The sequence below is a fragment of the Micromonospora sp. MH99 genome, assembly GCF_021442385.1.
Classification (GTDB): Bacteria; Actinomycetota; Actinomycetes; order Mycobacteriales; family Micromonosporaceae; genus Micromonospora.
On sequence record NZ_MUZA01000030.1, the window covers coordinates 59,205 to 67,039 of the forward strand.

At 70.9% G+C, this 7,835-nt stretch carries 6 protein-coding genes and 1 pseudogene; 3 read left to right on the forward strand and 4 right to left on the reverse strand.

What is annotated here, in order from left to right:
• Positions 1-165 precede the first annotated feature (165 nt).
• A complete protein-coding gene (locus B0E54_RS17515) occupies positions 166-2,043 on the reverse strand; it encodes a M14 family metallopeptidase (RefSeq protein WP_234584843.1) in 1,878 nt (625 codons plus the stop codon).
• A 213-nt stretch (positions 2,044-2,256) separates the two neighbouring features.
• Here B0E54_RS17515 and B0E54_RS17520 point away from each other — a divergent pair, with 213 nt between their 5' ends.
• A complete protein-coding gene (locus tag B0E54_RS17520; protein WP_234584845.1) occupies positions 2,257-3,594 on the forward strand; it encodes a C39 family peptidase in 1,338 nt (445 codons plus the stop codon).
• Positions 3,595-3,690: 96 nt separating this feature from the next.
• Here the strand turns inward: B0E54_RS17520 and B0E54_RS17525 are convergent, their stop codons facing one another.
• The 3 genes from B0E54_RS17525 to mqnE form a co-directional block, all read right to left on the reverse strand.
• A complete protein-coding gene (locus tag B0E54_RS17525) occupies positions 3,691-3,969 on the reverse strand; it encodes a DUF4229 domain-containing protein (protein ID WP_234584848.1) in 279 nt (92 codons plus the stop codon).
• A gap of 62 nt (positions 3,970-4,031) precedes the next feature.
• Complete coding sequence (locus B0E54_RS17530; RefSeq protein ID WP_234584850.1) at positions 4,032-4,469, reverse strand: hypothetical protein; 438 nt, start codon at positions 4,467-4,469, stop codon at positions 4,032-4,034.
• A 23-nt stretch (positions 4,470-4,492) separates the two neighbouring features.
• Complete coding sequence (mqnE, locus tag B0E54_RS17535) at positions 4,493-5,662, reverse strand: aminofutalosine synthase MqnE (RefSeq protein ID WP_234584853.1); 1,170 nt, start codon at positions 5,660-5,662, stop codon at positions 4,493-4,495.
• 237 nt (positions 5,663-5,899) lie between these two features.
• Between mqnE and B0E54_RS17540 the strand changes: the two genes are divergently transcribed.
• Positions 5,900-7,438 (forward strand): C40 family peptidase, encoded by a 1,539-nt coding sequence (locus B0E54_RS17540; RefSeq protein WP_234584855.1) that lies wholly within the window; start codon positions 5,900-5,902, stop codon positions 7,436-7,438.
• A 112-nt stretch (positions 7,439-7,550) separates the two neighbouring features.
• Positions 7,551-7,835, forward strand: a pseudogene (locus B0E54_RS17545) (hypothetical protein); the annotation flags it as partial.

The following is a 7,835-nucleotide window of genomic DNA, read 5'->3' on the forward strand; positions in this document are numbered from 1 at the left end:
GGTCGGTAAGACGGTAGCGCACCGCGAGGACGTGCCGGATCGATCAAGTGTTGATCAGCACTCGTCGATCGGCACGACGGTCACCGGGGCGGCATATGTCCCGGATCTGGAGGCTCGGGAGCGGGTGGCGGGGCCCCGCCGGGGGCGGAGCGGGGCCCCACCCGATCAGGAGGCGGTGATGGTGACGTTGTCCACAGCCGCCTCCACGAGGCTCGCACCGGAGGCGTCCGCCGCCTCGACGAGGATCCGCACGGACTGACCGGCGTACGGGGTGAGGTTGAGGTTCGCCACCGCCCAGGTCCCGTTGCGGTTGGCGGCCGCGCCGGCCTGGGTGAGCAGGGCCGTGGTGCCGCCGTTGTGCACCACGCTCACCCGCAGGTAGTCGGCCGACGAGGCGTTCGAGCCGTGTGCCAGGTACCAGGCCAGCGAGAGGGTCAGCGTGCCGGACGACGGCAGGGTCACCGCCGGGGACCGAGCGCTGGTCACCCCACCGTCGAGGTCGTAGTCACCCGCCGCCGAGCCCGCGAGCCGGCCGGTCACCAGGTCGTTGGATCCGGCGTACGGGGTGAGCTGCTTGGCGCCGGAGGACGTGGTGGCCTGGGCGGCACCCCGTTCGAAGACCCCGAGGGTCGCGGTGTCGGTGCCGGACGGGTTGATCGTCCAGCCGGTGGCGGTCTCGAAGGTGTCCGACCAGACCGTGGTGCCGCCGCCACCGCCGCAGTACTGCGACTGCTTGCCGATGGCCCGGTACGGGCAGTCGGCGTACTCGCTGAGCAGCAGCACCGCCTCCCGGTTGCGCGTGGTCTGCGCGGTGATCACCTCGTCGGGCGGGTAGAAGCCGCCGCCGCCGGACGAGCCGGGGTACATCTCGAACGTGTACGCCCAGATGTTGTGGGTGGCCCACATCCAGTCGAGGCTGTCCCCGTCGGTGATGTAGAGGTCGCTGGACTGCTCCGGGGTGTAGTTGTTGGTGGCCGCCATCTGCTGGCCGATGGTGGCGAAGGTGTTGTACTGGTCGGCGCTCATCCCGGTGGCGGTGTTCGCGGTCGTGTAGCCGTACGGCCAGAGCACCAGCTCCGAGTAGGTGTGGAAGTCGATGTTGGCCTTGATCTGCTGGGTGCCGCCGACGACGCGACTGTTGACGAAGTTGCGCAGCGCCTGCGTCTCGGGCGCGGAGAACGCGGACGGGCCGCGGTAGGTCTCCGACGACGTCGACCCGGAGGAGCCGCCGCAGCAGCCCCAGTTGTAGCCCCAGTTGCGGTTCAGGTCGGTGCCGACGTTCGACGAACCGCTGTTGGGCTGCCGGTTCTTGCGCCAGGACCGGTACGAGCCGGTGGCGATGTCGTACTCGCTGCCGTCCGGGTTGACCGTCGGCACGATCCAGATCTCCCGGCTGTTGACGATGTTGGTGATCCGGGAGTCGCTGCCGTAGCTGTCGGTGAAGAGGTTGAGCAGGTAGATCGCCATCTCGACGGTCAGGTGCTCGCGGGCGTGCTGTTGGGCGTTGAACAGGATCTCCGGCTCGTTCTCGTCGGTGCCGACGTTGTCGGAGATCTTCACGGCCATCAGGTCGCGGCCCTCGTACGACGTACCAATGCTGATCTTGCGGGCGATGGCCGGGTGGTCGGCGACGGCCTGGTTCACGACGGCGGTCAGTTCCGCGTAGTCGTGGTAGTTGGAGTCGGCGGGCGGGAACGCCAGCGTGCCCATCTCACCGGCGCCGCGTTCGGCGTTCGGTGGTGGGGCGAGCGGTTCCAGCCGGAAGCCGAGCTTGCCGATGGCGGCGGCCTCGCCGGCGGTGGCCGAGACGTGCAGGACGCCGTGTTCGGAGTAGTCGATGGCGGCCCCGGTGCGGGCCACCGCGTTGCGGTCGGCGAGGGTCCGGGGCCCGAGCACCCGGTAGCCGGCGGCGAAGGGCTCGGCGGTGCGGTCCGGCGCCGGTTGGGCGGCGACCGGTCCGGCGGCGACGGTGACGATTCCCAGCCCGGTGACGACGACGAGCACCAGGAGGCGACGGAGAGGGTGGGGTCTGCCCAGGGTCATGGACTACCTCCTCGGAGGGCGGGATGTCCCGCTCGGTGAAGCACACTTCACCATCAGTCACATGGTCATATCAATATTGATCGCTGCCTTATGCATCCCAGGTTGACCATCGCTGCGGCAAAGATTTTCTGCCGCTGAACATCTGGCGAAACTTCCCTCCAAGCGGAACACTGACCAGCGACGATGCCCCCACTCGACACCCGCGGAGCACCCATGGCCTCCTCCCGCCTGCACGCGGCCGCCCTCGCCGGCGTCAGCGCGCTCACCCTGCTCGCCACCGCGACCCCCGCGGCGGCGGCCCGGCCGCCTGCCCCCACCCACGACGAGCAGATCACCTTCCAGGACTGGTCCGGCCCCGCCGACTGGCACCGGGGCAGCCGGGACGGCACCCGCGTCGTGCCCGGCGCGCGGGCGGGCGTCACCCTGGCCCGCCCGGCCGGCACCATCGAGTACGCCGACCCGCACACCGGCACCACCCGCACCTGGGAGTACGGCACCTGGACCTCGCCGGTGACCCGGATCGGCTTCGACGCGACCGAGCTGATCGCCTCCTGGAACGCGGAGACCCCCGCCGGCACCTGGATCCAGGTGGAGATGCAGGGCAGCTACACCAGCGGCGACCAGACCCCGTGGTACGTCATGGGCCGCTGGGCCTCCGGCGACACCGACATCAAGCGGACCAGCGTCAACAAGCAGGGTGACCCCTGGTCGACGATCTGGACCGACACCTTCAGCATCGACGACGCCGACGCCGGGGTGCTGCTGCGGTCGTACCAGCTGCGGCTGACCCTCTACCGCGCGCCGGGGCAGACCGCCGCGCCGGTGGTGCGGATGCTCGGCGCGATGAGCTCCACCGTGCCGGACCGGTTCACCGTGCCGCCGAGCGCCGGGCACATCGCCTGGGGTGTCGAGCTGCCGGTGCCGCGCTACTCGCAGAACGTCCACAAGGGCCACTACCCCGAGTACGACGGCGGGGGCGAGGCCTGGTGCTCGCCCACCTCCACCGAGATGGTCGTCGAGTATTGGGGGCGCAAGCCCTCGGAGGCCGACACCTCCTGGGTGGACCCGACCTACCCGGATCCGACGGTCAACCACGCCGCCCGGATGACCTTCGACTACGCGTACGACGGCGCCGGCAACTGGCCGTTCAACACCGCGTACGCGGCCAGCTTCCCCGGCCTGGAGGGTCGGGTGACCCGACTGCACTCGCTGGACGAGCTGGAGCGCTTCATCGCCGCCGGCATCCCCGTGGTGACCAGCCAGTCCTTCCTCGCCAGCGAGCTGGACGGGGCGAACTACGGCACCTCCGGGCACCTGTTCGTGGTGGTCGGCTTCACCGCCGACGGTGACGTCATCGTCAACGACCCGGCGTCGTCCAGCAACGACGTCGTGCGCAACGTCTACAAGCGGGCGCAGTTCGAGCAGATCTGGCTGCGGACCAAGCGCACCAACGCCACCGGCGGAGTCTCCGGCGGCTCCGGCGGCGTCGCGTACCTGATCAAGCCCCTGTCAAAGCCCTGGCCCAAGGTCCCCGGCTCCACCAACTGGTAACCCCAGACCGCCGTTGATCATGAAGTTATTGCCCGACCGCCCGGCGTGTCGCGGCAATAACTTCATGATCCACGCTCGTATCCACGACCGCAGGCCCTACGGCTGTCGCCGCTCCGGCTCGTCCGGCTGGTCGTCGTCGCCGGCCAGGGCCGCGCGGAGGCGTTCCTTCTCGGTGCGGCGGCGTTCGGCGGCACTGGCCATCTCCCCGGCCATCTCGTCGCGCCAGCCGCGCAACAGGAAGAAGGAGAGCGCGGCGGAGAAGACCAGCGCCAGCATCAGCTTCAAAAACACGTTCATGTCGACCAGCCAGAGACCCGCCAGCACGGCGACGAACAGCCCGATCCGGCCCAGCGTGTACTTGACCGCCGCGCTCACCTGCACCACTTCCGTTCTCTCCGTCAGCCGCCGGTGCCGGCGGAAGAGTCAACCTGGTCGGGTCAGCCGGTCCGGCGGGCCAGCCAACGGACGCCGGGAAACCAGACCAGCGCGTACACCACGGTGAACGCCGCCGCCCCCAACGCCCCGGACAGCAACGGCGGGAACCCGGCAGCCAGCCCGGCGACCAGCAGCCCCACGAGCACCGCGACCGCCAACGCGACGAACGCCGCCGCCACCCGGGCCGCGCCGAAGTCCCAGGCCCGGAAGTCGTCCCAGAACAGCCAGGCCGGCAGGATCACCGCCAGCCAACCGTTGGTGTGGCCAAAGTCGCCGGCACCGAACGAGGCGAACGCCCACTCGAACAGCACGAGCGCCAACACGCCGATGACCAGGCCGGCCAGGCACACCCCGAGCAGGTCGCCCAGGGTACGCACGCGCCCCTCGGCGTCCCGACGGGGAAACCCACCCTGCTGCCCGGATTCGCGTTGCTCGGTCATCGACTGCGAGGGTACGTGGTGCCTCAGGCCCAGACCTGCTGCGGCTCGGCGCGGCGCTCGGCCAGCGACGGCGCCTTGTCGTACTCCCGGACCACGTTGTAGCGGGTGTCCCGCTCGACCGGCTGGAACCCGGCATCCCAGATCAGGTGCAGCAGGTCGTCGCGGTGCATGGTGTTCGGGGTGCCGTACGAGTCGGCGTCGTGCGTGATCTTGTATTCGACCACCGAGCCGTCCAGGTCGTCCACACCGAAGTTCAACGAGAGCTGGGCCACCGAGAGACCGTGCATCACCCAGAAGTTCTTCAGGTGCGGCACGTTGTCGAAGAGCAGCCGGGACACGGCGAACGTCTTCAGCGACTCGGCCGGCGAGGCCATCGTGGTGCGCGCCTGGATCCGGTTGCGGATCTTGCCGTCCGCCGAGTCCACGAAGTCGTGCTGGTAGCGCAGCGGGATGAAGACCGCGAAGCCGCCCGTCTCGTCCTGCAACTCACGCAGCCGCAGCACGTGGTCGACGCGGTGCCGGGGCTCCTCGATGTGGCCGTACAGCATGGTCGCCGGGGTCTTCATGCCCTTGCGGTGCGCCAGGGCGTGGATGCGCGACCAGTCCTCCCAGTGGCAGGCGTGGTCGACGATGTGCTGCCGGACCTCCCAGTCGAAGATCTCCGCGCCACCGCCGGTCAGCGACTCCAGGCCGGCGTCTATCAGCTCGTCGAGGATCTCGTCGGCGCTCAGGCCGCTGATCTTCTCGAACCACTGGACCTCGGTCGCCGTGAAGCACTTGAGCTTGACGTTCGGCAGCGCCGCCTTCAGCTCGCGCAGCACCTTGGGGTAGTAGCGCCACGGCAGCGTCGGGTGCAGACCGTTGACGATGTGCAGCTCGGTGAGCTGCTCGTCCTCCATCTCCTTGGCCTTGCGGACAGCCTCGTCGATGCGCATCGTGTACGCGTCCTTCTCGCCCGGCTTGCGCTGGAACGAGCAGTACGCACACGACGCCGAACACACGTTGGTGAGGTTCAGGTGACGGTTGACGTTGAACATCACCCGTTCGCCGTTGAGCTCGGTGCGCTTGTGGTGCGCCAGCCGCCCCAACCAGGTCAGGTCGTCGCTGTCGTAGAGGGCGATGCCGTCCTCGCGGCTCAGCCGCTCACCGGCGTACACCTTCGCTTCGAGCTCACGCTTGAGTCCGGCGTCCATGGCACGTCCCTTCCACCTGCGGTCCCTCCCGAGGGTACGTCGGCGTTCCGGTGGCCCCGGCGGCACGGTCGGCGGCAGCGATCCACTTCACCGGACTCTCAGCCTCCCGTAACCCACCGATGCATCGACATCACTGCCATCGTGCGGTAAGACAAGGTGGGGCGGAACTCACACACTGGTACCGTCCCGACGGCCGCGCCCACCGAGCGCGGCGCCGAGCACCGGACGGGGAGTGGAATGGTCGACAGCGGGCGCGGGCGGCGGCAGCGACGACGGAGCCCGGTGATCTCGCCGGTGCTGCGACCGAAGCTCTGGGCAGCCCTGCTCGGCGCGATCGCCGCCGCTGTGCTGGCCACTCCCGCGTACGCCGATCCGGCCGTGCCCGCCACGGTGCCGGACACCGGCGCCCGCCCGCCGTCGATCGGGGCGCCGCAGTTGCCCGGCAGCCCGCCCGTCGCCGGCATCCCCACCCCACCGGTGGTCAACATCGGCGCCGGCCCGCTGGCCGCCCAGATCGCCGCCGCTGAGAGCCAGGTCGGCCTGCTCGGCGACCAGCTCCTGCTGACCCGGCAGAAACGCACCGACGCGCAGGCCCAGCTCGCCGCCGCCGGCAAGGTGCTGGCGACCACGCAGGACGCCCTCCTCCGCGCCCAGCAGGCAGCCGACGCGGCCGCCTCGGACGCGGTCAAGGCAGCCGCCGCCCTGCCGCCCGGTGACTTCGCCAACGACATCCAGGGGTTGAGCCGGCTCCAGCGGATCAACCGTGGCGAGAAGGTCGAGGGCGCGACCACCGCCGTGGCCGGCGAGCTGTCCCGGGCCCGCGCCAACGAGCAGTCCGCCTACCAGGAGCACACCAGGGCCAAGGCCGCCGTCGACGCCGCCGAGGCCGAGTTCGCCACCGGCGAGAAGGCGCTGCGCACCGCCGAGGCCGGCCTGCTCAAACTGCGCAGGGACAACGCCGCCCAGCTGATCGAGATCGAGCGTCAGCAGGAGGCCACCGAACAGCAGCTGGGCGCGGGCTACGTCGCCGGCCAGAACACCAGCGGGATGTCCGCGCACCCGCGGGCGCTCGCCGCCGTCCGGTACGCGCTCGCCCAGCTCGGCGACCCGTACAAGTGGTCGGAGGAGGGGCCGGACGAGTTCGACTGCTCCGGTCTGATGTGGGCGGCGTACCGGTCCCCGGGCGCCGACTACTTCGACCTGCCCCGGGTCTCCCGCGACCAGTACGCGGCCACCCGTTCCCGCACCGTGCCGCAGAGCGCACTGCTCCCCGGCGACCTGCTCTTCTTCGCCTCCGGCAGCAGCTGGACCACGATCCACCACGTCGGCATGTACATCGGCAACGGCAAGATGGTGCAGGCGCCCACGACCGGCGACGTGGTCAAGATCTCGGTGGTCGGCTGGTCCCGGCTCTACGCCGCGACCCGGGTGATCGGCGCGGTGCCGACCCCGAACGTGCCCCTTCCGCCGCCCCCCACCACCAAGCCGACCCCGCCCACCAAGCCGACCCCCACCGCGAAGCCGACGCCGACCACCAAGCCGACGCCCAAGCCGACCGGGACGGCCACCCCCAAGCCCACCGGCACCCCGACCCCGAAGCCGACCGGCAGCACGCCGCCCCCGACGGGCAGCCCGACCAACACCCCGCAGACCCCGCCGCCGCCACCCACCACGCCACCGGCCAGCGCGTCGGCCTCCGCCAGCGCCACGCCGTCCACCAGCCGCAGCGGGACGTCCACCGACGGCCCGACGAACAGCCCGAGCACCGCCGGCTGAGCCGCCACACGGGCTCCGGCTGTCCGCCCGGGGCGATCTGTGGCACGGTGACAACCAGGCACATCCGGTCCGATGTCACGGGCCGGGTGCGAGCGTGGCGCGGAGGGCGGAGATGGCCGAGCAGAGAGATCCGGCGGAGAGTGTCGACTCCGCGCTGACGGAGGCCGACCCGCTCGACGGCGAAGCCCCCGCCACGCTCGACGGGCAGGCCCCCGCGCAGGCAACCGCGTCCGACGCGAAGGCCGCCGCAGACGACGCGGAGGCCGCCGCGCCCCACGCGAAGGCCGCCCCCGGCGACGCGAATGCGGCGGACAACACGCCCGACGCGACGGCCGCCCCCGGCGACGCGAAGGCCGACCCGCCAGAGGACGACGCCGGCACCGGCGGCGCTCCCGCC